The following is a 24028-nucleotide window of genomic DNA, read 5'->3' as shown; positions in this document are numbered from 1 at the left end:
GGGCAACCCAATTACCACATCACGGACTTAAGGAGGTGTGTCTCGTGGCTAAAAAAGTTATTAAAATTGTAAAACTTCAAATCCCTGCTGGTAAAGCTAACCCAGCACCACCAGTTGGTCCTGCACTAGGTCAAGCCGGTGTTAACATCATGGGATTCTGTAAAGAGTTCAACGCTCGTACTGCTGATCAAGCTGGTTTAATCATTCCAGTTGAAATCACAGTTTTCGAAGACCGTTCATTTACTTTCATTACAAAAACTCCACCTGCAGCAGTGTTACTTAAAGTAGCAGCAGGTATCCAATCTGGATCAGGTGAACCAAACCGTAAAAAAGTTGCAACGGTTAAACGTGATAAAGTTCGCGAAATCGCTGAACAAAAAATGCCAGACCTAAACGCTGCATCAGTTGAAGCGGCTATGGCGATGGTTGAAGGTACAGCACGAAGCATGGGTATTGTTATCGAAGACTAATTCCCATTTTACTTGATGATGAAGGCTTTTGTTTTTGGAGGTTGCGGTATGTTCCTAGGGACTCGCAACCTCTATTCGTGGGAGGAATATCCGCTATAACCACAATCAAGGAGGAAATTATAATGGCTAAAAAAGGTAAAAAGCTGCAAGAGGCAGCAAAATTAGTAGACCGTTCAAAAGTATATACAGCTGAAGAAGCAATCGCTTTAGCGAAAAAAACAAGCACAGTTAACTTCGATGCTACAGTTGAAGTTGCTTTCAGACTTGGTATTGACACTCGTAAAAACGACCAACAAATCCGTGGTGCAGTAGTACTTCCAAACGGTACTGGTAAAACTCAACGCGTGTTAGTATTCGCAAAAGGTGAAAAACTTAAAGAAGCAGAAGCTGCAGGCGCAGACTATGTTGGTGATGCAGAGTACATCAACAAAATCCAACAAGGTTGGTTCGAATTTGATGTAATCGTTGCTACTCCAGATATGATGGGTGAAGTTGGTAAACTTGGTCGTGTATTAGGACCTAAAGGTTTAATGCCAAACCCTAAAACTGGTACTGTAACTTTCGATGTAACTAAAGCTATCGAAGAAATCAAAGCTGGTAAAGTAGAATACCGTGCTGATAAAGCTGGTATCATCCACGCTCCTATCGGTAAAGTTTCTTTCGAAGACGAAAAATTAGTTGAAAACTTCAAAGCAGTATTTGAAGTTGTTCAAAAAGCTAAACCAGCAGCTGCTAAAGGTACTTACATGAAATCAGTTAACGTTACAACTACAATGGGACCATCAGTGAAAATTGATGTTGCTAGCGTTAAATAATAAATATATAATATAAAACTGTTGACAACGTCATATATCCTTGATATGATGTATGACGTTGTGAATATCCATTTGTACCGTAGACAGTAGGGGTGCTAATTATAGTACTTAATTATCCTACCGAGGACATCGAAATCGGATTCTTATTAGATGATGAATTTTCCAGCCTCTAGTCTACTTTTATGGCTAGAGGCTTTTCTTTTGTCGGTATAAATGACCCATTCTATCAGGAGGTGTCAAACATGAGCGTTAGTGCAATTGAAACTAAAAAAGTTCAAGTACAAGAAATCGCTGAGAAATTCCAATCTGCTGCTTCTGTAGTAGTTGTGGATTACCGTGGTTTAACTGTTGCTCAAGTTACAGAACTTCGTAAACAACTACGTGAAGCTGGTGTTGAGTTCAAAGTATACAAAAACACTTTAACTCGCCGTGCTGCAGAAATTGCTGGCGTAGAAGGAATTAACGAATTCTTAACTGGTCCAAATGCTGTTGCGTTCTCAAAAGAAGACGTAGTAGCTCCAGCGAAAGTTATCAACGAGTTCGCTAAAAAGAACGAAGCGCTTGAAATTAAAGCTGGTATCATTGAAGGTAACGTATCTTCTGCTAATGATGTTAAAGCACTTGCAGAACTTCCATCACGCGAAGGTTTACTATCAATGCTTTTATCAGTACTTCAAGCTCCAGTGCGCAACTTCGCACTTGCAACAAAAGCTGTTGCAGAACAAAAAGAAGAACAAGGTGCGTAATTACAAGCCTGACTTCAAAACACAAATTGGCCGTATAGCCTAAAATAAAACTAACATCCATATAGGAGGAAAATAAAATGAACAAAGAGCAAATCTTAGAAGCTATCAAAGCTATGACAGTTCTTGAATTAAACGATTTAGTAAAAGCAATCGAAGAAGAGTTTGGTGTAACAGCTGCTGCTCCTGTAGCAGTAGTAGGTGGCGCTGGTGCAGCTGCTGCTGAAGAAAAAACTGAATTTGACGTAGTACTAGCATCTGCTGGTGACCAAAAAATCAAAGTTATCAAAGTAGTACGTGAACTTACTGGTCTTGGCTTAAAAGAAGCTAAAGAAGTAGTAGACAACGCTCCAAAACCACTTAAAGAAGGCGTTTCTAAAGAAGAAGCAGAAGAAATTAAAGCTAAACTTGAAGAAGTTGGCGCTTCAGTAGAAGTTAAATAATTTCTTTCTTACCTTATTTTCAATAAATAAAGAAAGCTCGTCTATTTTGACGGGCTTTCTTCATTTCTTTGAGGAGGGCACGTAGATGTCTGAACATTATTATTCAAAGAAGCCTCAAACTGAAAGTAAACCACGCCAATGGAAATTTACATTACGAGGGTATTCGTTTTTATTTGAAACGGATACAGGAGTGTTTAGTAAAAGCGAAGTAGATTTTGGATCCCGTGTGTTAATAGAAACTTTTGAGTTGCCTGATTTAAATGGTGCGATACTGGATGTTGGTTGCGGATATGGACCAATTGGTTTATCAATTGCTAAAGACAACCCAGAACGTACTGTTTATATGATGGATATTAATGAGCGTGCAGTTTCATTAGCGAAAAAGAATGCTCAATTAAACGGAATTCAAAATGTACGAATTTTTGAAAGTGATGGGTTAGCTGAAGTAGAGAATGATTTACAAGTCGCTGCAATTTTAACAAATCCGCCAATCCGAGCAGGAAAAGATACTGTTTTTAAGATTTATGATGGTGCTTATGAGAAATTAGCACAAGGTGGAGAATTGTGGGTTGTAATTCAAAAGAAACAAGGGGCGCCATCATCGGTAGTTCATTTAGAAGAAAAATTTGCAGAAGTTGAAGTAGTTGAGAAGAAAAAGGGATATTGGATTATACGTGCCAAAAAATAATGGAATGTATAAATTATTGACTTGACAAATCGGCTATGATAACATAATAAAATGCAAAAATATTATTTTGTGGGAGTTTGCCCTTTTGTATGCAACGCCATTTCAGTGGGTATACTTGCCATGAATAAGTTAAGTTTAACCGAAAATGACGTCTAAGAAAAGACTCGTTTTCTTTTTGTCTTTCGAAATCATACACTATTTAGTTGGTTTTGCAAAGACCTATAATCGCTTTAATGAGGGGTGAATGAGTTGGTAGGTCAACTAGTTCAGTACGGACAACACCGCCAGCGTAGAAGCTTTGCGCGTATTAAAGAGGTGCTGGAGCTTCCGAATTTAATTGAAATTCAGACAGCATCTTACGAGTGGTTCCTTGAAGAAGGATTGAGAGAGATGTTCCGTGACATTTCTCCAATCGAAGATTTTACAGGTAATCTATCTCTTGAATTCATCGATTATACATTAGGTGAGCCTAAATATGATGTCGATGAATGTAAAGAACGTGACGTTACTTATGCTGCACCATTACGTGTAAAAGTACGTCTTCATAACAAAGAAACAGACGAAGTAAAAGAACAAGATGTCTTCATGGGTGATTTCCCATTGATGACAGAAACAGGTACGTTCGTAATCAATGGTGCCGAACGCGTTATCGTTTCGCAATTAGTTCGTTCACCGAGCGTTTACTTCCATGATAAAACTGATAAAAACGGTAAAAAAGGCTTTGGTGCAACAGTAATTCCAAACCGTGGTGCTTGGTTAGAGTACGAAACAGATGCGAAAGATGTCGTTTATGTACGTATTGACCGCACACGTAAATTACCTGTAACAGTACTTTTACGTGCATTAGGTTTCGGTTCAGATGCAGAAATTATCGATATTCTTGGTGATAACGAGTACTTACGTAATACCCTTGAAAAAGATAATACTGACAGCACTGAAAAAGCATTATTAGAAATCTACGAACGTCTACGTCCAGGTGAACCACCTACAGTAGAAAGTGCTAAGAGCTTATTATATTCACGTTTCTTCGATGCTAAACGTTATGATTTAGCAAACGTTGGACGTTACAAAATGAATAAAAAGCTTCATATTAAAAATCGTTTATTTAACCAAACGATTGCAGAGACACTTGTTGATCCTGAAACTGGAGAAATTGTAGTTGAGAAAGGTACAACGTTAGATCGTCGTACATTAGACCGTATCATTCCTTATTTAGAGAATGGCATCGGATTCCGTACTTTATCTCAAGTAGGTGGAGTATTAGAAGATGATGTAACGATTCAATCAATTAAAATTTATGCTCCAAATGATGAAGCGCAAAAAGAAATCAACGTAATTTCAAACGCTTATATTGATGAAGAAGTGAAAAATATTACTCCTGCTGATGTAATTGCTTCAATGTCATACTTCTTCAACTTATTATATGGCGTAGGAAATACGGATGATATTGACCATTTAGGAAATCGTCGCTTACGTTCTGTTGGGGAATTATTACAAAACCAATTCCGTATTGGTTTATCTCGTATGGAACGTGTAGTTCGTGAACGTATGTCTATTAACGACACAGCTTCAATCGTTCCTCAACAATTAATTAACATCCGACCTGTAATTGCATCAATTAAAGAGTTCTTTGGTAGCTCTCAATTATCGCAATTCATGGACCAAACAAACCCATTAGCAGAATTAACGCATAAACGCCGACTTTCTGCATTAGGGCCTGGTGGTTTAACTCGTGAACGTGCTGGTATGGAAGTACGTGACGTTCACTACTCTCACTATGGTCGTATGTGTCCAATCGAGACTCCTGAGGGTCCAAACATCGGTTTAATTAACTCGTTATCATCTTATGCAAAAGTAAACAAATTTGGTTTCATTGAAACGCCTTATCGTAAGGTAGACCCTGAAACAGGTCGTGTAACTGATCAAATTGATTACTTAACTGCTGACGAAGAGGATAACTACATTGTTGCACAAGCAAACTCACCATTAAATCCTGATGGTACGTTTGCGAACGAAGAAGTATTAGGTCGTTTCCGTGGTGACAACACTGTTTTCAAAAGAGAACGTGTGGACTACATGGACGTATCACCTAAGCAAGTAGTATCTGCCGCTACTGCATGTATTCCATTCTTAGAAAACGATGACTCTAACCGTGCCCTAATGGGAGCGAACATGCAACGTCAAGCGGTTCCTTTATTAAACCCTGAAGCACCATTCGTTGGTACTGGTATGGAACACGTAGATGCACGTGATTCAGGTGCTGCTGTAGTTAATAAACATCACGGTATTGTTGAACATGTTGAAGCTCGTTCTATTCATGTTCGTCGTATCGAAGAGATTGATGGTAAAGAAGTAAAAGGTGAATTAGTGAAATACAAACTTCAAAAATTCACTCGTTCAAACCACGGTACTTCAATCAACCAACGTCCAATCGTTAAAGTTGGCGATCGCGTAAAACCAAAAGACATTTTAGCTGATGGTCCTTCAATGGAAAAAGGCGAACTTGCTTTAGGTCGTAACGTATTAGTTGCCTTCATGACTTGGGAAGGTTTCAACTATGAAGATGCCGTTATTATGAACGAACGTCTTGTAAAAGATGATGTTTATACTTCAGTTCATATTGAAGAATATGAATCAGAATCTCGTGATACAAAACTAGGGCCTGAAGAAATCACTCGCGACATTCCAAACGTTGGGGAAGATGCTCTTCGTAACCTAGATGATCGCGGTATTATCCGTATCGGTGCTGAAGTGCGTGATGGCGATATTTTAGTAGGTAAAGTAACTCCTAAAGGGGTAACTGAACTTACTGCTGAAGAACGCTTATTACATGCAATCTTCGGTGAAAAAGCTCGTGAAGTTCGTGATACTTCGTTACGTGTACCTCATGGAGCTGGCGGTATCGTTCTTGATGTTAAAGTATTCAATCGTGAAGATGGCGATGAATTACCACCAGGTGTTAACCAATTAGTTCGTGTTTATATTGTTCAAAAACGTAAAATCCGCGTTGGGGACAAAATGGCCGGACGTCACGGTAACAAAGGGGTAATCTCACGTATTTTACCTGAAGAAGATATGCCATTTATGCCAGACGGAACACCTGTAGACATCATGTTAAACCCACTAGGCGTACCATCTCGTATGAATATCGGACAAGTATTAGAGCTTCATTTAGGTATGGCAGCTCGATATTTAGGTGTTCATATGGCTACACCAGTATTTGATGGTGCGAACGAAGAAGATGTTTGGGAAACGATGGAAGAAGCGGGTATGAACCGTGATGGTAAAACAATTCTTTATGATGGTCGCTCTGGTGAACCATTCGACAACCGTGTTTCTGTAGGTGTCATGTACATGATTAAACTTGCTCACATGGTTGACGATAAACTTCATGCTCGTTCAACTGGACCATACTCATTAGTTACGCAACAACCACTTGGAGGTAAAGCTCAATTTGGTGGTCAACGTTTCGGTGAGATGGAGGTTTGGGCACTTGAGGCATATGGTGCCGCTTATACATTACAAGAAATTTTAACAATTAAATCTGACGATGTTGTTGGACGTGTTAAAACGTATGAAGCAATTGTTAAAGGTGAAAGTGTACCAGAACCAGGTGTTCCTGAGTCATTCAAAGTATTAATTAAGGAACTTCAATCTCTAGGTTTAGATGTGAAGATGCTTACAATCAATGATGAAGAAGTCGAACTTCGTGATCTTGATGATGAAGATGAACTTCAACCAACTGATGCATTAAATATTTTACCTAAAGAAGAAGACGCTGTAGAAACGGCTGAATAATCGGTTAGTAGGGCAGGAGTAATATACTGCCTGCCCTTTTTAAATAAAACAATTAATTGTTGAGCTTCGGAAAGTCGTTAAAGGACTTATACTAAAGGGAGGTAGGCTCCTTGATAGACGTTAATGAATTTGAATATATGAAAATTGGTTTAGCTTCACCAGATAAAATTCGTTCTTGGTCATATGGAGAAGTAAAAAAACCTGAAACAATTAACTATCGTACATTAAAACCAGAAAAAGATGGTTTGTTCTGTGAACGTATCTTTGGACCAACAAAAGACTGGGAATGTCACTGCGGTAAATACAAACGTGTTCGTTATAAAGGCGTAGTTTGTGACCGTTGTGGCGTTGAGGTAACACGCGCAAAAGTTCGTCGTGAACGTATGGGCCATATTGAACTAGCTGCTCCTGTATCACATATTTGGTACTTCAAAGGTATTCCTAGTCGTATGGGATTAATCCTTGATATGTCTCCACGTGCTTTAGAAGAAGTAATTTACTTTGCATCTTATGTAGTAATCGACGCTGGTGAATCTTCACTAGAAAAGAAACAATTACTTTCTGAAAAAGAATATCGTGCATACCGTGAAAAATTCGGAAATGGCTTCGAAGCATCAATGGGTGCAGAAGCAATTAAAAAACTTCTAGAACAAATTGATTTAGAAGAAGAAACAGTTGCTTTAAAAGAAGAGCTTAAAACTGCACAAGGTCAACGCCGTACACGTGCAATTAAGCGATTAGAAGTAATTGAATCATTCCGTAACTCTGGAAACAAACCAGAATGGATGATCTTAGATGTACTACCTGTAATTCCACCAGAGCTTCGTCCAATGGTGCAATTAGATGGTGGACGTTTTGCAACTTCTGACTTAAACGATTTATATCGTCGTGTTATTAACCGTAATAACCGTTTAAAACGTTTACTAGACCTTGGTGCACCAAGCATCATCGTACAAAACGAAAAACGTATGTTACAAGAAGCAGTTGACGCACTAATCGACAATGGTCGTCGTGGTCGTCCTGTTACTGGTCCTGGTAACCGTCCATTAAAATCGTTATCACATATGTTAAAAGGGAAACAAGGTCGTTTCCGTCAAAACTTACTTGGTAAACGTGTAGACTACTCTGGTCGTTCGGTTATCGTAGTAGGTCCAAACTTAAAAATGTATCAATGTGGTCTTCCAAAAGAAATGGCAATTGAGTTATTCAAACCATTTGTAATGAAAGAACTAGTTGAGCGTGGCTTAGCACACAACATTAAATCTGCAAAACGTAAAATTGAACGTTTACACAATGAGGTTTGGGACGTATTAGAGGATGTAATTCGTGAGCACCCAGTTTTACTAAACCGTGCACCGACATTACACCGTCTTGGTATCCAAGCTTTCGAACCAACATTAGTAGAAGGTCGTGCGATTCGTCTACACCCACTTGTATGTACAGCTTATAACGCTGACTTCGATGGTGACCAAATGGCGGTCCATGTTCCATTATCTGCTGAAGCACAAGCGGAAGCTCGTCTACTTATGTTAGCGGCACAAAATATCCTTAACCCGAAAGATGGTAAACCAGTAGTTACACCATCTCAAGATATGGTTTTAGGAAACTATTATCTAACTTTAGAACGTGCGGGTGCCCGTGGTGAAGGTTCTATCTTCTACGGACCAAATGAAGTATTAATTGCATATCAAAACGGGAAAGTGCATTTACACACTCGTATTGCAATTAAAGCAAGTTCATTAAATAACCCAACGTTTACTGAAGAACAAAATAATAAGTTCTTATTAACTACAGTAGGTAAGGTAATTTTCAATGAAATTTTACCAGAATCATTCCCATTCATTAATGAACCTACTTCAACAAACTTAGAAAAAGAAACACCAGAAAAATATTTCGCATCGTTAACAATCGATGAAGAAACATTACAAGAACTAGAACAATTAGATGAATATAAAAACGCGGATGAAAGCGAAAAAATTGAGTTACAACGTCAAGCAGTGTTAAGAAAACACTTTGAAAACGTAAAACCAATTAGCCCATTCCGTAAAAAATTCTTAGGTCAAATCATCGCAGAAGTATTCAAACGATTCCACATTACTGAAACTTCAAAAATGCTTGACCGAATGAAAGATCTAGGTTTCAAATACTCTACAAAAGCTGGTATTACAGTAGCGATTTCTGACATCGTGGTATTACCTGAGAAAACTGAAATTCTAGAAGAAGCACAGAAAAAAGTAGATAAAGTAATGGTTCAATTCCGCCGTGGTTTAATTACGGAAGAAGAACGTTATGACCGTGTAATTTCAAGCTGGTCTGCGGCAAAAGATGAAATTCAAGGTAAACTGATGGACTCTCTACCAGATACAAACCCAATCTTCATGATGAGTGACTCTGGTGCCCGTGGTAACGCATCAAACTTTACTCAGTTAGCAGGTATGCGTGGGTTAATGGCCAACCCAGCTGGTCGTATTATCGAACTTCCAATTAAATCTTCCTTCCGTGAAGGTTTAACGGTATTAGAGTACTTCATCTCTACTCACGGTGCTCGTAAAGGTTTAGCTGATACAGCCTTAAAAACTGCCGACTCTGGTTACTTAACACGTCGTTTAGTAGACGTTGCACAAGATGTTATTGTACGTGAAGACGATTGTGGAACAGATCGTGGTTTAACTATTGGTGCTTTAATGGAAGGAACAGAAGTTATCGAAACTCTAGAAGAGCGTATTGTTGGTCGTCATACGAAGAAAACAATTCGTCATCCAGAGACTGGTGAAGTAATTCTTAACCGTGATGACTTAATCACTCAAGATGCTGCACGTGTAATCGAAAATGCAGGCATCACTGAAGTGACGATTCGTTCTGCCTTCACATGTAATACAAAACATGGTGTATGTAAAAAATGTTATGGTATTAACTTAGCAACAGGTGAAGAGGTTGAAGTAGGGGAAGCTGTTGGTATTATTGCTGCACAATCTATCGGTGAACCAGGAACGCAATTAACAATGCGTACGTTCCATACTGGTGGGGTTGCTGGTAACGATATTACACAAGGTCTTCCACGTATCCAAGAGATTTTCGAAGCGCGTAATCCAAAAGGGCAAGCGGTTATCTCTGAAATTTCAGGGGTAGTTTCTGAAATAGAGGAAATTCGAGAAGGATTAAAAGAATTAACGATTCAAGGTGAAATTGAAACACGTAAGTACCAAGCGCCATACAATGCACGCTTAAAAGTACAATTAGGTGATACGATTAAACCTGGTCAAATTCTAACTGAAGGTTCTATCGATCCAAAACAATTATTGAAAGTAAAAGACGTAGCTACTGTTCAAGAGTACTTATTAAAAGAAGTACAAAAAGTATACCGTATGCAAGGGGTAGAAATTGGCGATAAACATATCGAAGTAATGGTACGCCAAATGTTACGTAAAGTACGTGTAATTGAAGCAGGTGATACTGAGTTATTACCAGGTTCATTACTTGATATCCATCAATTTACAGAAGCGAACAAAGAAGCAATTGTTAATGGGAAAATCCCTGCAACTTGTCGCCCTGTTATCCTTGGTATTACAAAAGCTTCTCTTGAAACTGAATCGTTCTTATCTGCTGCATCATTCCAAGAAACAACTCGTGTGTTAACGGATGCCGCTATTAAAGGTAAACGCGATGAGCTATTAGGTCTGAAAGAGAACGTAATTATCGGTAAACTAGTTCCTGCTGGTACTGGTATGCAACGTTATCGTCAAATTCAAATTGAAGAAGACCCAATGGATCTAAGTGAAGATTTTGCTTCAGTAGAATAAACAATTAATAATTTTCTCGGGAGATTTTTAAATCTCTCGAGGAAATTCATAAAAAATATTTGACAGTTTAAATTGATAGTGTTAATATACTTAAGGTTGATAGTTAACTGTCTGTACTTCGGAGGATATGAAAATGTCTTATGATAAAGTTAAACAGGCTAGTAAAACAATCATAGGTACAAAGCAAGCAGTGAAAGCAATTCGTGCTGGTCAAGTGAAAGAGCTTTTTGTTGCACTTGATGCAGACAATTGGGTAACCGATCCAGTGATTGTTCTTGCAAAAGAAGTCGGCGTACCAGTGAGTCTCGTTGAGTCTAAAAAAGAACTTGGCAAAGCTTGTGGTATTCATGTTGGTGCTGCGATTGTTGCAATCGCTGCAAGTTAGTTTTTGTGTGGTAAACACAAAGACTTTGTTTTTACCCTAAAAATGAACCACCTGGATGTGTGGTATTAACAAGGAATAAATGAAGGGAGGAAAAACCGATGCCTACAATTAACCAATTGGTACGTAAGCCTCGTAAATCCAAAGTAACGAAATCAAATTCACCTGCGTTAAACAAGGGATATAACAGCTTTAAAAAATCTTTAACAAATGTTAATTCCCCACAAAAACGTGGAGTTTGTACTCGTGTAGGTACAATGACACCTAAGAAACCAAACTCAGCGTTACGTAAATACGCTCGTGTACGCTTAACTAACCAAATCGAAGTTACAGCTTACATTCCTGGTGAAGGTCACAACTTACAAGAACACAGCGTAGTATTAATCCGCGGTGGACGTGTAAAAGACTTACCAGGGGTACGTTACCATATCGTACGTGGTGCTCTTGATACTGCTGGTGTAAACGGCCGTATGCAATCACGTTCTTTATACGGTACAAAACGTCCTAAAGAGAAAAAATAATTAAAAGCAAGAAGCTATAGAACAATCAAAGAATTTTGAGTGGAGATCTTAATGCGCGCAACCATTCAAAAAGAATTGAAACATTCATTTAGCAACTTAGTACTACTTAAAATGGTTAATATTTCTGAAAGGAGGAAAACACATGCCTCGTAAAGGTCCTGTTTCCAAACGTGACGTGTTACCAGATCCAATTTATAATTCAAAACTAGTAACTCGTTTAATCAATAAAATGATGATTGATGGTAAAAGAGGTACTTCTGAAAAGATTTTATACGGTGCGTTCGAATTAGTTAAAGAACGTTCTGGTAAAGAACCTTTAGAAGTATTCGAAGCTGCATTAAATAATGTAATGCCTGTTCTTGAAGTACGCGCTCGTCGTGTTGGTGGTTCTAACTACCAAGTACCGGTTGAAGTTCGTCCAGAACGTCGTATTACTTTAGGTCTTCGTTATTTAGTTAATTATTCTCGTCTTCGTGGTGAAAAAACTATGGAAGAGCGTTTAGCTAACGAAATCCTAGATGCTTCTAACAATACAGGTGCTTCAGTTAAGAAACGTGAAGATATGCACAAAATGGCCGAAGCAAACAAAGCATTTGCACACTATCGTTGGTAATTTAAACTACGTGCTAGCGGCAAGCTAGTACGTAGGTTTAAATATATATTTCAACACTAGTCTATACCCAATATGGAAGGAGAAAATTTCCTATGAAACGCGAATTCTCATTAGAGAATACACGTAATATTGGGATCATGGCTCATATTGATGCTGGTAAAACAACAACAACTGAGCGTATCCTTTATTACACTGGTAAGATTCACAAAATCGGTGAAACTCACGAAGGTGCCTCTCAAATGGACTGGATGGAGCAAGAACAAGAACGTGGTATCACTATCACTTCTGCTGCGACAACAGCTCAATGGAAAGGTCATCGCGTAAATATCATCGACACACCAGGACACGTAGACTTCACAGTAGAGGTTGAACGTTCATTACGTGTACTTGACGGAGCAGTAACAGTACTTGATGCTCAATCTGGTGTTGAGCCACAAACTGAAACTGTATGGCGCCAAGCTACAACTTATGGTGTTCCACGTATCGTATTTGTTAACAAAATGGATAAAATCGGTGCAGATTTCTTATATTCTGTAGGAACTCTACATGACCGTTTACAAGCGAATGCACACCCAATTCAATTACCAATCGGTGCTGAAGATCAATTCGAAGCAATTATCGATTTAGTTGAAATGAAAGCTATCTTCTACGGAAACGACCTTGGTACTGATATCCAAGAACGTGAAATTCCAGAAGAATATAAAGCACAAGCTGAAGAATACCGTGAAAAGTTAGTTGAAGCAGTTGCTGAATTAGATGAAGAATTAATGGAGAAATACTTTGCTGGTGAAGAAATCACTATCGAAGAATTAAAAGCTGGTATCCGTAAAGCTACTCTATCAGTTCAATTCTACCCAGTTATTTGTGGTACTGCATTCAAAAACAAAGGTGTTCAATTAATGCTTGATGCAGTAATCGACTACTTACCAGCACCAACTGACATCCCAGCTATTAAAGGTGTTAATGACTCTGGTGAAGAAGTTGAAAAACATGCTAGCGATGACGAGCCATTCGCAGCGCTTGCATTCAAAGTTATGACTGACCCTTATGTTGGTAAATTAACATTCTTCCGTGTGTACTCTGGTATTTTAGAATCAGGTTCATACGTACAAAACTCTACAAAAGGTAAACGTGAACGTATAGGTCGTATCCTACAAATGCACGCAAACTCTCGTGAAGAAATTTCAAAAGTATTCGCTGGTGATATTGCTGCTGCTGTAGGTCTTAAAGATACTACTACTGGTGACACTCTTTGTGACGAAAAAGACTTCGTTATTTTAGAGTCTATGGAATTCCCAGAGCCAGTTATCTCTTTATCTGTAGAACCAAAATCAAAAGCGGACCAAGACAAAATGGGACAAGCTCTTGCAAAATTACAAGAAGAAGACCCAACATTCCGCGCTCATACAGACCAAGAAACTGGTCAAACAATCATCTCAGGTATGGGTGAACTTCACCTTGATATCCTAGTTGACCGTATGAAACGTGAATTTAAAGTTGAATGTAATGTAGGTGCTCCACAAGTTTCTTACCGTGAAACATTCCGTAGCTCTGCACAAGTTCAAGGTAAATTCACTCGCCAATCTGGTGGTCGTGGTCAATACGGTGACGTTTGGATCGAATTCTCTCCAAACGAAGAAGGTAAAGGTTTCGAATTTGAAAACGCAATCGTTGGTGGGGTAGTACCACGTGAATATATTCCAGCTGTTGAAGCAGGACTTCGTGACGCGCTTGATCGCGGTGTAGTTGCTGGTTACCCATTAATCGACATCAAAGCGAAATTATTCGATGGTTCTTACCATGATGTTGACTCAAACGAAATGGCGTTCAAAATCGCTGCTTCTATGGCATTAAAAGCTGCAGCTTCTAAATGTAACCCTGTTCTTTTAGAACCAGTAATGAAAGTAGAAGTAGTAATTCCTGAAGAATATCTTGGAGATATCATGGGTAACATCACTTCTCGCCGTGGTCGTGTAGAAGGTATGGAAGCTCGTGGTAACGCACAAGTTGTTCGTGCAATGGTTCCACTTTCTGAAATGTTCGGATATGCAACTACATTACGTTCTGCTACACAAGGTCGTGGTGTATTCTCAATGGTATTCGATCACTATGAAGAAGTTCCAAAATCAATTGCAGATGATATCATCAAAAAAAATAAAGGTGAATAATTGAAATTTCATCTTGCTTCAAGTATAAATAATTTGTAAGCTATGATTGACTGGCTGTGAAGGGCCCTCCAGCCAGCAGTTATAACATATAAAAATTCTAAAAAAAATAATAAACACATATTTAGGAGGCTAACTCTAATGGCTAAAGAAAAATTTGACCGTTCGAAAACGCATGCTAACGTTGGTACAATTGGACACGTTGACCATGGTAAAACTACATTAACTGCTGCTATCGCTACAGTTCTTTCTAAAAAAATGGGTGGGGAAGCAAAATCATACGCTGATATCGATAACGCTCCAGAAGAAAAAGAGCGTGGAATCACTATCAACACTTCTCACGTAGAATATGAAACTGCTACTCGTCACTATGCACACGTTGACTGCCCAGGACATGCTGACTATGTTAAAAACATGATCACTGGTGCTGCTCAAATGGATGGCGGTATCTTAGTAGTATCTGCTGCTGACGGCCCAATGCCACAAACTCGTGAGCACATTTTATTATCACGTCAAGTAGGTGTACCTTACTTAGTAGTATTCTTAAACAAATGTGATATGGTTGATGACGAAGAATTATTAGAATTAGTAGAAATGGAAGTACGTGATTTACTTTCTGAATACGATTTCCCAGGTGACGATGTTCCTGTAATCAAAGGTTCTGCTTTAAAAGCTCTTGAAGGTGAACCAGAATGGGAAGAAAAAATCGTTGAATTAATGGACGCTGTAGATAACTACATCCCAACTCCAGAACGTCAAACTGACAAACCATTCATGATGCCAGTAGAGGACGTATTCTCTATCACTGGTCGTGGTACAGTTGCAACTGGTCGTGTAGAACGCGGTCAAGTTAAAGTTGGTGACGTTGTTGAGATCGTTGGTATCGTTGACGAGCCAAAATCAACAACTGTAACTGGTGTTGAAATGTTCCGTAAATTATTAGACTATGCTGAAGCTGGTGACAACATTGGTGCATTACTTCGTGGGGTTGCTCGTGAAGAAATCCAACGTGGACAAGTATTAGCTAAACCAGGCTCAATCACTCCACACACTACTTTCAAAGCAGAAGTTTACGTTTTATCAAAAGAAGAGGGTGGACGTCATACTCCATTCTTCTCTAACTACCGTCCTCAGTTCTACTTCCGTACAACTGACGTAACTGGTGTTATCAACTTACCAGAAGGCGTAGAAATGGTTATGCCTGGTGACAACATCGAAATGAACGTAGAATTAATTTCTCCAATCGCTCTTGAAGAAGGTACAAAATTCTCTATCCGTGAGGGTGGACGTACTGTTGGAGCTGGAGTAGTATCTTCTATTCAAAAATAATTTTAGCTTATTGCTAATACAAACATCCTATGGGGACGCCTGTAGGATGTTTTTTGTTGTTCAATTTTCTTCTATCGTTTCTATACTATAGCTAAAAAGAATAATGAATATTCAAAATATGTATTTCATTTATGTACCGCCTTCCTATTATAATTATGACTAAGCAAAGTTAGAGGAAATGACCTCTTTCTTGAATCTTGTATATATTGGGGGATATGTTCATGACAAATTACATTCAAGTGGGGAATCTTAAAGTAGCTTCAGTTCTATATGATTTTATTAATAATCAAGCATTACCAGGTAGTAAAGTAGAGCAGGAACAGTTTTGGAATGGACTTGATCAGCTAATCCATGACTTAACACCTGAAAATAAAGCGTTGTTAGAAAAACGTGATGAAATACAAGAAGCAATCAATAACTGGCACAAAGAAAATAAAGAAAACTTTAATTTTGATAATTATAAAACTTTCTTACAAGAAATTGGATACCTTGAGCCAAAAGTAGAAGACTTTAAAATTTCGACAGAGAACGTGGATGATGAAATTGCCGTACAAGCGGGTCCACAATTAGTTGTACCTGTAAATAATGGGCGGTATGCAATTAATGCTGCAAATGCACGTTGGGGAAGTTTATATGATGCACTTTATGGCACAGATGCAATTAGTGAAGAAGACGGTGCTACTATCGGTAAAGGCTACAACCCAGTTCGTGGTGAAAAAGTTATTACTAAATCTAAACAACTATTAGATGAAGCAATTGCATTAAAGAATGCATCTCATATTGATATTGTGAAATATTCAATTATTGATAATAAACTAGTGGCTACTTTAGCAAATGGAGAATCTACAGGTCTAGTTGATGAGCAAAAATTAGTAGGTTACCAAGGTTCACTTGAAGAACCAACTGTTTTATTATTTAAAAATAATGACCTTCACATTGAAATTCAATTTGATCGTGAGCATCCAGTTGGAAAAACAGATGCTGCTGGTATTAAAGATATCGTTCTTGAATCTGCTATTACAACGATTATGGACTGTGAGGATTCTGTTGCTGCTGTTGATGCGGAAGATAAAGTACTAGTATATAGCAACTGGTTAGGTTTAATGAAAGGTGATTTATCCGCAACGTTTGAAAAAGGCTCAAAAACAATGACACGTACGTTAAATCCTGATCGTACATACACAGGATTAAATGGTGAAACAATTACACTTCCAGGACGTTCATTAATGTTTGTTCGAAACGTAGGTCACTTAATGACAAATAGCGCAATTCTAGATAAAAATGGTGACGAAGTTCCAGAGGGTATTTTAGATGGTGTGTTTACTAGCTTAATTGCAAAACACGACATTTTAGGTTCAGGGAAATATAAAAACTCTCAAAAGGGTTCAATTTACATTGTAAAACCGAAAATGCATGGATCAAAAGAAGTTGCATTTGCTAATAAACTATTTGAACGTGTTGAAGATTTACTAGGTTTAGAACGCTTCACTTTAAAAATTGGTGTAATGGATGAAGAACGTCGCACTTCTTTAAACTTAAAAGCATGTATTAAAGAAGTTAAAGACCGTGTAGTATTCATCAACACTGGATTCTTAGATCGTACAGGTGATGAAATCCATACATCTATGGAAGCTGGACCTATGATTCGTAAAAATGAAATGAAAACTTCTATTTGGTTACAATCATATGAGAAATCAAATGTAACAGTTGGTCTTGACTGTGGATTACAAGGTCGTGCTCAAATTGGTAAAGGTATGTGGGCAATGCCAGATTTAATGGCAGAAATGTTAAAGCAAAAAATTGGTCACTTACAAGCAGGTGCAAATACAGCCTGGGTACCATCACCTACAGCAGCAACATTACATGCAACACATTATCACCAATTAAATGTTAAAGATGTTCAAAAAGGATTATCTAGCTCAGAAGATTTCCAAGATGCGATTTTACAATTCCCAGTATCACCTACTACAAACTGGAGTCCTGAAGAAATCCAACAAGAGTTAGACAACAATTCTCAAGGTATATTAGGATATGTTGTTCGTTGGGTTGAACAAGGAGTAGGTTGTTCAAAAGTACCTGATATTAACAATATTGGTCTAATGGAAGACCGTGCAACGTTACGAATTTCAAGTCAACACGTTGCAAACTGGTTACACCATGGTATTTGTACTAAAGAGCAAGTATTAGAGACAATGAAACGCATGGCAAAAGTGGTTGATGGGCAAAATGCAGATGATCCTGAATACCGTCCAATGGCGCCAAACTTTGAAGAGTCAGTTGCATTCCAAGCAGCATGTGACTTAGTATTCAAAGGCTATGAACAGCCAAATGGTTATACAGAGCCAATTTTACACAAAAAACGTTTAGAAGCAAAAGCAAAGTATGGTACAGTAGTTGCAAACTAATTAGATAAAATTAAAGGGCTATGTTAAAATTCAAACGAAATTTTAACATAGCCCTTCTTAAATGCAATTTATATGTGACGATAGCCGATAGCGACAATCGTAAAAAAAACGCTCAATTGCTCTTTTCAGACGCCTCTTACTGCTTAATAAAATCATGAGCTAAATTTATAAATTCCTTAACAGCAAAGGATAGATATTTATTTTTCTTCCACGTCATTCCGAGCTCTAAGAAGATTTTTTCTTCTTTAAAAGGCACTGACACAATAGTATCGTATTGTATTTTTTCACAAATTCTTTTTGGTAATAGCGCAATGCCAAGCTTTGCGGCAACCATTTCTATGATTAAGTCTTTTTGTGAAGTTTCACAAGCAATTGTTGGGAAAAATCCGCTTTTCGAACATTCATCTATAATTCGATCATATAATGTAAAATCATTACGATAAATAATAAAGGATTCCTTCTCCAATTCAGTTAAGTGAACAGAAGGTTGATTAGCAAGTGGATGATCCCGATGTACAATTAGCATTAATGGATCTTTTAGTATCCCGATTGCTTCTAAATTTTCATTTGCCACACTTAAATTACAGATAAGCCCGATATCTAATTCACCCGCTTCAACACCCGCACGGATTTTTTTTGAGCCAACCTCTGTTAAGATAAGCTCGATATAAGGGTACTGCTCTTTATATTGGCTCACCAATTTTGAAAAGAATTCGGAACCTACGATTGGTGGGATACCAATCCGAATTTGTCCTTTTTTTAATTCCATTATATCTGTTAACTCTGAACGTAAATTTTTAAATGCCTCAAGTACATGTTGTGCATTTACTAATACTGCCCGTCCAGCATCGGTTAATTCTAATTGTTTTGAAGAACGATAAAATAAAGGGACACCCAGTTCAGCTTCTAAATTTTGAATAGCCTTACTGATAGAAGGCTGTGAAACATGTAAAGTTGAAGCGGCTTTTGTGAAGCTTAAATGTTTAGCAACTTCTGAAAAGTATTCAATCTGACGTATATCCAAAAGATGCAACTCCTTTACGACATAATTGACTAACTCGTTGTTAGTACTCTTTCAACCTATTATACAATTAAAATTATGTATCGGGATAAAAACCTTCCTTTATGATGAATCTGAAACAGTATAGTATAATAAAATTGGATTTTATAGGAAGATTCATATCTCTATGAAGGGAATGAGCAATTTGAAAATATTTTTAATTGAAGATGATAGTTCTATTTTTGAAATGATAAAAGAACGTTTTAATGGGTGGAACTTAACAGTAGAAGGGCCTTTAGATTTTCATAAAGTTATGGACTCCTTTATAGAAATAAAGCCGCAATTAGTCATTATAGATATACAGCTTCCCGCATATGATGGTTTTCATTGGTGTAGGGAAATTAGAGAAATTTCGAAGGTGCCAATTATTTTCTTGTCTTCGCGTGATCACCCGATGGATATGGTAATGGCGATGCAAATGGGGGCGGATGATTTCATACAAAAGCCTTTTCACATGGAAGTTCTTTTAGCGAAGGTACAAGCTATTCTCCGTAGAACTTATGATTATGTTGAGGAGCAAAGTGAAATAACAAGATGGAACGGGGCCACTGTCGACTATGCTAAAGGTGTTATCATGTATAATGATAAATCGTGTGAATTAACAAAAAACGAATTATTTATATTGCGAATACTTTTACAGCATATAGATAAAATTGTTTCCAGGGATGAATTAATGCGTAAGTTATGGGATGATGAACGCTTTGTGAATGATAATACTTTGTCTGTGAATGTAAATCGACTTAGACAAAAGCTTGAAGAGATTGGAATGAAAAATGTTATTGTCACTAAGAAGGGGCTAGGGTATATGGCAATCACATTATAGAGGTGACATATGTTCTTATTATTTATAAGAGAAAGAATTACATGGATACTATTTATAGTAGGCTTGCTGGTATGTATAAATATTTTATTTTACTTGGATTATGGCTTTTCTAGAATATCTTTAGGCTATTTTAATATCTTGACCATATCTGTTACAGTTTTGTTCCTATTTTGGCGGTATATAAAAGAAGTACATCAGTTGACAAATTTCCTGGGAAATTTGTCGAACAGATATGATCTCCTGTCTGAAAATGTTGGATTCTCACCATTTCAAAAAAGATATTTAGAGGAAATGTTATCTATTTTAGAAGAAAAAGAATTTTTATTAAATCAATCAAAAGTTCAACTTCAGGAGGACACAGAGGATTTATTAGCATGGGTCCATGAAATGAAGACACCATTAACAGCTATGAAGTTAATGGTTGAACAAATAGAAGATACAAGTTTACGAAAGAAACTTGAAAACGAATGGATGCGAATTCACTTATTATTGGATCAACAATTACATAATACGAGGTTAGCTTTTATAGAAAAAGATAATCGATTAGAAAAGGTGACATTACGCACTATTGTATATAAAGAGATTCGAGAGTTTCATTCATGGTGTATGGAAAAAGGGATAGGTTTTCAAGTTGAAGAGTTAGAAGAAGAGGTTACAACCGATAAAAAATGGTTAGCCTTTATAGTACGCCAGATTTTATCCAATGCGATAAAGTATAGTCATCAGAATGAAAATATCGATATTTTCACATCAGTAGATGATACTGGACACCTTTTGCTTCATTTTCAAGACTATGGTGTTGGTATACTACAAGAAGACTTACCACGTATCTTTCATAAATCCTATACTGGTACAATTGGACGTGAGTCTGTGCAATCAACAGGCATGGGTTTATATCTTGCCAAAAACGCTGCGCAAAAGCTAGGTATTCAAATTACAGTTCATTCTAAAAGAGATGAAGGTACAATGTTTACTTTAGTTTTCCCTACTGAAAATGAATATGGAAAATTACTTGGTAGATGACAAAATCGTCACCTACCTTTTTATTTTGTCATCTTAAACGAAGGAAGATAAGTTGAAACGACTGTAAAATGAAAATAGTTAAAGAAAGGGGCGAAAAAGTTTGTCAGTCTTAATCGGTAGAAAAATAAGAAAAGTATATGGAAAGAAATCAACAGCTCAAGAAGTTTTGAAGGGTATTGATATAGAAGTTCAAAAAGGAGAGTTTGTTGGAATCATGGGTCCTTCTGGGTCAGGGAAAACAACATTATTAAATGTACTATGTTCCATTGATCACCCAACAGAAGGTATTGTTGAAATTAATGGACAAAATTTAAGAGGGATGAAGGAAAAGGCATTAGCCAATTTTAGACGTGAACAACTTGGTTTTATCTTTCAGGATTATAACTTACTTGATACTTTAACTGTAAAGGAAAATATATTATTGCCGTTATCGATAAGTAAACAGCCAAAAGCGGTAGTGGAAAGTCGACTAAAAGAACTCGTTGGAATTTTAGGCATCTCAGATATTTTAAATAAATATCCGAATGAAATCTCTGGTGGACAAAAACAAAGAACTTCTGCAGCACGAGCACTTATTGCGAATCCTACTTTAGTTTTTGCAGACGAACCAACTGGGGCACTAGATTCAAAATCAGCAAATGCGCTATTAACAAATTTAGAAACAATTAATCAACAAAAAAACGCAACGATTATGATGGTTACACACGATCCGGAGGCAGCTAGCTTTTGTTCGCGTGTTCTATTTTTAAAGGATGGAGCAATCTATACAGAATTATATAAAGGTGATAAAACTCGTCAGCAATTATTCCAACAAATATTAAATACGCAAAGTGTGCTTGGTGGTGATGGGTATGACGCTTAGCAAGTTAGTATTTAGAAGTATGAGGAAAAACGTTAAACAATATTATTTATATTTCTTTGCACTAATATTTAGTGTGACATTATGCTTTTCCTTTACGACATTGCAGTATAATCCATCAGTAGTAGAAGCGCTTAAAAAGAGTGGTACAGCTACAGCCGGTTTTGAAGCAGCGTCATATATATTATATTTTATCGTCACGTTCTTTGTCTTATATGCAAGCCAGCTCTTTATGAAAAGGCGCAGTAAAGAAATTGGATTATTTCAATTAATTGGAATGACGAAAGGTTTAGTTTTTCGTTTAATTGCTTTAGAAAACATCATTTTATTTTCACTCGCAGTAATGATAGGGATGGTAATTGGCTATTTTAGTTCACGCTTTTTTGCAATGGTCTTATTAAAGATATTAGAAATTGATATGATCGTACAATTAAAGTTTTCCTTAGATGCTTTCCAACAATCAGCACTATTATTTTCTGTTTTGCTTATAATTATTTTATTGCAAATGTTATGGATGATTAGAAGGTTATCTTTGTTATCATTATTTACTGCAGCAAAAAAAGCTGACGAACGTATAAAAGGGTTTAGTATATTCCAGATGGTAATGGGGTTAATCGGTGTTGCGCTTATCATTTATGGCTATTATCAATCTACAATGTTATTTAACGTAGAAAAAGCGAGTGTTTATAATAATCTGTTTTTACACATGCTCGTTATACTAGGCTCTACAATATTAGGGACGTTCTTATTTTTTAGATATTCTGTTTCCCTCATTATGAATATTGTTCGTGCTAGTAAAAGTGGACATTTACGAATAACAGATGTTTTAGCCGTAACACCGATTATGCATAAAATGAAAAGTAATTCAAAATCTTTAACCTTAATTACAACTTTAACAGGACTTGCAGTAGGAATTATGAGTTTAGCTTATATTGCTTATTACTCATCAGGTTCCAATGCACGGTTTGCATCACCTTATGACTATATTTTACTTAACGACCAAGGTATAGAGTTCTTAGATGCCTTATATCAAGAAGGAATTGATTTTAAAAAAGATACTTATCAAATTTCCAATGTAAAGTTAAATCTTAAAGATTTGATTTCGGAAAATTTACAGGATAGCCCTTTACTATTTAACGGAGAGGTAGATACTGCTGTCGTATCGCTTAGTGACTTTCATCAAATAAAAACGGGCTATACATTAAATGAAGGAGAAGCGTTATTAACGAGTTATGCTAATGTGTTGTCGGAAGTTTTACCGCTTCAAAAAGATGTTGATGTCAATGTGAAATCCGGAGAAACGGAAATTCCTCTGCACATTACAGATATTCGTAAAGATTACGTGTTATCACAATATGCTTCAGATGCTAGTCCAATTTTAGTTGTACCAGATAATCTCTTTAAAGAGATTGAAGAGCAAAATAAAACTCAAGTAAATATTCATTCACAAATAGGTATTAACCTTAAAGATAAAGATGATATGGAAAAGGCTGAAGTGCTTTATAAAAAGTTCTCTGAAGATAGAAAGGTAATGTTAGATAATGAATACAGTATCATAATCAATTCTTTTGAAGAAGAACGAAAAGAGAACGTAGCTAGCTTAGGTATTACGATATTCGTCACAGCCTTCTTAGGATTAGCCTTCTTACTAACTACCGGAAGTATTCTTTATTTTAAACAAATGGCAGAAGCGGATGATGAAAAATCTTCTTATGTAATCTTACGTAAGATTGGCTATTCAACTTCACATATAATGAAAGGGATCTATGCAAAGCAAGCATTTAATTTCGGAGTACCATTAGTTATTGGATTATCCCATAGTTACTTTGCAGTTAAATCTGGCTGGTGGCTATTTGGAACAGAACTTGTTGCACCATTAGTCATCACAATCTGTTTATATGTTGCAATGTATATGGTGTTTGCAATATTATCTATTCAATATTATAAAAGGGTTGTAAGAGAATCATTATAATAGAAGAAATCCACTATAAATTCCGAATATTTCAGGAATTTATAGTGGATTTTCTTTACATTGACTTTAGATTATTGAGCAGTTACACTTTAACACGTTGTCAGTTTAGCAGTTTAGCA

18 protein-coding genes and 1 other annotated feature are annotated in these 24028 nt (G+C 37.0%); of the genes, 17 read left to right on the top strand and 1 reads right to left on the bottom strand.

Annotated elements, in window-relative coordinates; genetic code table 11:
- Positions 1 to 44: 44 nt before the first annotated feature.
- The 13 genes from rplK to NKR20_RS17585 all read left to right on the top strand — a co-directional run bounded on the left by rplK (position 45) and on the right by NKR20_RS17585 (position 18172).
- Complete coding sequence (gene rplK / locus NKR20_RS17645) at positions 45 to 470, top strand: 50S ribosomal protein L11 (protein WP_141396955.1); 426 nt, start codon at positions 45 to 47, stop codon at positions 468 to 470.
- A gap of 122 nt (positions 471 to 592) precedes the next feature.
- A complete protein-coding gene (rplA, locus tag NKR20_RS17640) occupies positions 593 to 1285 on the top strand; it encodes a 50S ribosomal protein L1 (protein ID WP_121214173.1) in 693 nt (230 codons plus the stop codon).
- 59 nt (positions 1286 to 1344) lie between these two features.
- Positions 1345 to 1494 (top strand) — a sequence feature (ribosomal protein L10 leader region).
- 33 nt (positions 1495 to 1527) lie between these two features.
- Complete coding sequence (rplJ, locus tag NKR20_RS17635; protein WP_121214174.1) at positions 1528 to 2031, top strand: 50S ribosomal protein L10; 504 nt, start codon at positions 1528 to 1530, stop codon at positions 2029 to 2031.
- A 77-nt stretch (positions 2032 to 2108) separates the two neighbouring features.
- Positions 2109 to 2471, top strand: coding sequence for a 50S ribosomal protein L7/L12 (gene rplL, locus NKR20_RS17630; protein ID WP_121214175.1), 363 nt, complete (start codon positions 2109 to 2111; stop codon positions 2469 to 2471).
- A gap of 85 nt (positions 2472 to 2556) precedes the next feature.
- Positions 2557 to 3159 carry a class I SAM-dependent methyltransferase gene (locus NKR20_RS17625; RefSeq protein ID WP_121214176.1) on the top strand — a complete coding sequence of 201 codons (603 nt, stop codon included), beginning with the start codon at positions 2557 to 2559 and terminating at the stop codon, positions 3157 to 3159.
- 240 nt (positions 3160 to 3399) lie between these two features.
- Complete coding sequence (gene rpoB / locus NKR20_RS17620) at positions 3400 to 6957, top strand: DNA-directed RNA polymerase subunit beta (protein ID WP_211330878.1); 3558 nt, start codon at positions 3400 to 3402, stop codon at positions 6955 to 6957.
- Positions 6958 to 7067: 110 nt separating this feature from the next.
- Positions 7068 to 10757: a DNA-directed RNA polymerase subunit beta' gene (rpoC, locus tag NKR20_RS17615; RefSeq protein WP_121214178.1), complete on the top strand. Its 3690-nt coding sequence runs from the start codon at positions 7068 to 7070 to the stop codon at positions 10755 to 10757.
- Between the two features lie 133 nt (positions 10758 to 10890).
- Positions 10891 to 11142, top strand: a complete 252-nt coding sequence (locus NKR20_RS17610; protein ID WP_121214179.1) for a 50S ribosomal protein L7ae-like protein — start codon at positions 10891 to 10893, stop codon at positions 11140 to 11142.
- A 98-nt stretch (positions 11143 to 11240) separates the two neighbouring features.
- Positions 11241 to 11660, top strand: coding sequence for a 30S ribosomal protein S12 (gene rpsL / locus NKR20_RS17605; protein WP_121214180.1), 420 nt, complete (start codon positions 11241 to 11243; stop codon positions 11658 to 11660).
- 142 nt (positions 11661 to 11802) lie between these two features.
- Positions 11803 to 12273 (top strand): 30S ribosomal protein S7, encoded by a 471-nt coding sequence (gene rpsG / locus NKR20_RS17600; RefSeq protein ID WP_097073465.1) that lies wholly within the window; start codon positions 11803 to 11805, stop codon positions 12271 to 12273.
- A gap of 92 nt (positions 12274 to 12365) precedes the next feature.
- A complete protein-coding gene (fusA, locus tag NKR20_RS17595) occupies positions 12366 to 14441 on the top strand; it encodes an elongation factor G (protein WP_121214181.1) in 2076 nt (691 codons plus the stop codon).
- A 138-nt stretch (positions 14442 to 14579) separates the two neighbouring features.
- Complete coding sequence (gene tuf, locus NKR20_RS17590; protein ID WP_253427901.1) at positions 14580 to 15767, top strand: elongation factor Tu; 1188 nt, start codon at positions 14580 to 14582, stop codon at positions 15765 to 15767.
- Positions 15768 to 15988: 221 nt separating this feature from the next.
- Entirely contained in the window at positions 15989 to 18172 is a 2184-nt protein-coding gene (locus NKR20_RS17585; RefSeq protein ID WP_253427899.1) for a malate synthase G, read from the top strand.
- A 136-nt stretch (positions 18173 to 18308) separates the two neighbouring features.
- On the opposite strand, the gene NKR20_RS17580 is transcribed toward NKR20_RS17585, so the two are convergent.
- Positions 18309 to 19196: a LysR family transcriptional regulator gene (locus NKR20_RS17580; protein ID WP_253427897.1), complete on the bottom strand. Its 888-nt coding sequence runs from the start codon at positions 19194 to 19196 to the stop codon at positions 18309 to 18311.
- Positions 19197 to 19359: 163 nt separating this feature from the next.
- Here NKR20_RS17580 and NKR20_RS17575 point away from each other — a divergent pair, with 163 nt between their 5' ends.
- From NKR20_RS17575 to NKR20_RS17560, 4 genes are all read left to right on the top strand, one after another.
- Positions 19360 to 20055 (top strand): response regulator transcription factor, encoded by a 696-nt coding sequence (locus NKR20_RS17575; protein WP_301285956.1) that lies wholly within the window; start codon positions 19360 to 19362, stop codon positions 20053 to 20055.
- Between the two features lie 219 nt (positions 20056 to 20274).
- Positions 20275 to 21078 (top strand): sensor histidine kinase, encoded by an 804-nt coding sequence (locus tag NKR20_RS17570; protein ID WP_253427895.1) that lies wholly within the window; start codon positions 20275 to 20277, stop codon positions 21076 to 21078.
- Between the two features lie 100 nt (positions 21079 to 21178).
- Positions 21179 to 21940 (top strand): ABC transporter ATP-binding protein, encoded by a 762-nt coding sequence (locus NKR20_RS17565; protein ID WP_253427893.1) that lies wholly within the window; start codon positions 21179 to 21181, stop codon positions 21938 to 21940.
- Positions 21930 to 23909 (top strand): FtsX-like permease family protein, encoded by a 1980-nt coding sequence (locus NKR20_RS17560; RefSeq protein WP_253427892.1) that lies wholly within the window; start codon positions 21930 to 21932, stop codon positions 23907 to 23909. The genes NKR20_RS17565 and NKR20_RS17560 overlap by 11 nt, the downstream gene beginning before the upstream one ends.
- The last annotated feature ends 119 nt before the right edge of the window (positions 23910 to 24028 follow it).

Origin of the sequence: Ureibacillus endophyticus (genome assembly GCF_024159215.1) — a bacterium.
In the GTDB taxonomy this organism is placed as follows: domain Bacteria; phylum Bacillota; class Bacilli; order Bacillales_A; family Planococcaceae; genus Ureibacillus; species Ureibacillus endophyticus.
Note: the sequence above shows the minus strand (reverse complement) of the source record. Positions and strands in the feature narration are given on the sequence as shown.